Source organism: Pseudoduganella sp. RAF53_2 (genome assembly GCF_052113985.1).
Lineage (GTDB): Bacteria > Pseudomonadota > Gammaproteobacteria > Burkholderiales > Burkholderiaceae_D > Rugamonas.
Genome location: NZ_JBFRDW010000791.1, coordinates 1 through 2,400 on the forward strand (window position 1 = coordinate 1; position 2,400 = coordinate 2,400).

Sequence of the window (2,400 nt, forward strand, 5' to 3'; positions counted from 1 at the left end):
ATCATAATCAGCGGCATGATCCGCCATGCCGCCTTGCGCACAACGGCGGCTTCGGTCACCGCGCCGCTGCTTAGCGTCTGATCGGCCGCTGCGGCGGCCAGTATGCTTTTCGTGGACATAAAAGGTCTCCTTTGCCGGCGCTTTCAAGGGCCGGTCATTAGTTTAAGTGTGTCGGTCATTCTTGGCGGGTCAAACGACCCGCCCTACGTTGGCGGATCATTGACCCGCCGAATTCAAGCCGCGATGGGCAGCAGATCCGGTGGCGTTGGATGCAGGTCGCTATTGCGTCCCGCCTTGACGACCTGTCCCGGCAAGTCGTGCCCCAGCAACGGCGGCAAGGTGCGCGACAGCGCGATCAGCGCAGGCAGATCGATCCCCGTCGGGATACCCATCTCCTCGCACATATTCACCAGGTCCTCGGTACAGATATTCCCCGAAGCGCCCGGCGCGAAAGGACAGCCGCCAAGGCCGCCCAGCGAAGCATCGAAGCGGCGCGCGCCCGTGTCATAAGCCGCCAGCACATTGGCCAGGCCCAGGCCGCGCGTGTTATGGAAGTGCAGCGTCAGCTCGGATGCCCGCACGCGCTCGCGCACCCGGCGCACGATGCGCGCGACCTGACGCGGATTCGCCATGCCCGTGGTGTCGGCCAGCGTGATGCCCTGCATGCCCAACTCCAGATACTGGTCGACGATACGCAGCACCAGGTCTTCATCGACCTTGCCCTCGAAGGGACAGCCGAACGCCGTGGCAACCGTACCGTTCAGCGAGGCCGCGCTGCCGGTTGCGGCAACGATGTCGCGGAAGCCAGCCAGCGACTGTTCGCGCGTCATGCGCATATTGGCGCGGTTGTGCGTCTGGCTCGCGGACATCACCAGATTCAGCTCGTTGGCGCCCGCCTCCAGCGCGCGCTGCGCACCCTTCAGGTTCGGGATCAGTGCCACATAGATCACACCGGGGCGGCGCTGGATGCGGCGGAATACTTCATCGCCATCGCGCAGCGCTGGAATGGCTTTCGGTGACACGAACGATCCGGCCTCGATGCGCGTGAAGCCCGCCGCAGACAGCGCATCGATCAGCGCCACCTTGGTTTCGGTCGGCACGAACACCGGCTCGATCTGCAGCCCGTCGCGCGGTGCGACTTCCTGAACGATCAGCATTGCACCACTCCCTGTTCGCGCAGACGCGCAATATCGCCTGCCGTCATGCCCAGATCCGCCAGCACGGACGCGGTATGCTCACCCAGTTGCGGCCCCTGCCAGCGCACTTCGCCCGGGGTGTCCGACAGCTTCGGCACGATGCCCGGCATTTTCACGTGCACGCCATCCGGCAGCGTGGAATCCAGGATCATGTCGCGCGCCTGGTAATGCGGATCGGCGACGATGTCCTTCACCGAATAGATGCGGCCGGCCGGCACTTCGGCGCGCTCCAGCGTTGTTAGCACGTCTTCGATGCTGTGTGCCGAAGTCCAGCCGGCGATGGCCGCATCGATCAGGCCCACCTGTGCGGCACGGCCATCGTTCTGGGCGAATTGCGGATCTTCGGCCAGATCGGCGCGGCCAATGGCGTGCATCAGGCGCTTGTAAATCGGGTTGCTGTTACCCGCGATGACGACATAGGAACCGTCGCGCGTCGGATAGGTATTCGAGGGGGCGATCCCGGGCAATGCACCGCCGCTGCGTTCACGCACATGGCCCAGCAGATCATATTCGGGAATCAGGCTTTCCATCAGATTGAACACGCTTTCGACCAGCGACACATCGACCACCTGGCCATTACCCTGCCCCGTCTTCACGCGCAGCACGGACATCAGCGCGCCCATCACGGCATGCAGCGAGGCCAGCGAATCGCCCAGGCTCACGCCAACGCGCGCCGGCACACGGCCTTCTTCGCCCGTTGTGTGACGAATGCCGCCCATCGCCTCGCCAATCGCGCCAAAGCCCGGACGGTCTTTGTACGGGCCGGTCTGGCCGTAACCCGAAATGCGCACCATGGTCAGCTTCGGGTTCAGCGCATGCAGCGTATCCCAGCCCAGGCCCAGCTTTTCCAGCGCGCCCGGCTTCATGTTCTCGATCAGCACATCGGCGCCTTCAGCAAGCCGCTTGACGATGGCGATGCCTTCCGGCGACTTCAGATTGATCGAAATGGATTTCTTATTGCGCGACTGCAGATACCACCACAGCGAGGTGCCCTTGTGCAGCTTGCGCCATTTACGGATTGGGTCGCCCTCGCCGGGCGCTTCGATCTTGATGACTTCCGCGCCGAATTCGGCCATCAGGCGGGCGGCGAAAGGTGCGGCGATCAGGGTTCCGATTTCGATAACCTTGATGCCGGTGAGCGGTCCACTCATTGCGTGTCTCCTTCTGTTAGTGTTAGCAGGATAGACAACGCTCTGCGTTTCCG

General features: G+C 63.4%; 2 protein-coding genes. Both read right to left on the minus strand.

What is annotated here, in order from left to right:
* Positions 1-233: 233 nt before the first annotated feature.
* On the minus strand, positions 234-1,157 hold the full coding sequence (locus tag AB4Z11_RS29535; RefSeq protein WP_442029416.1) for a hydroxymethylglutaryl-CoA lyase: 924 nt from the start codon (positions 1,155-1,157) through the stop codon (positions 234-236).
* Positions 1,151-2,347: a CaiB/BaiF CoA transferase family protein gene (locus tag AB4Z11_RS29540; RefSeq protein WP_442029417.1), complete on the minus strand. Its 1,197-nt coding sequence runs from the start codon at positions 2,345-2,347 to the stop codon at positions 1,151-1,153. Before AB4Z11_RS29540 ends, AB4Z11_RS29535 begins: the two co-directional genes overlap by 7 nt.
* Positions 2,348-2,400: the final 53 nt, after the last annotated feature.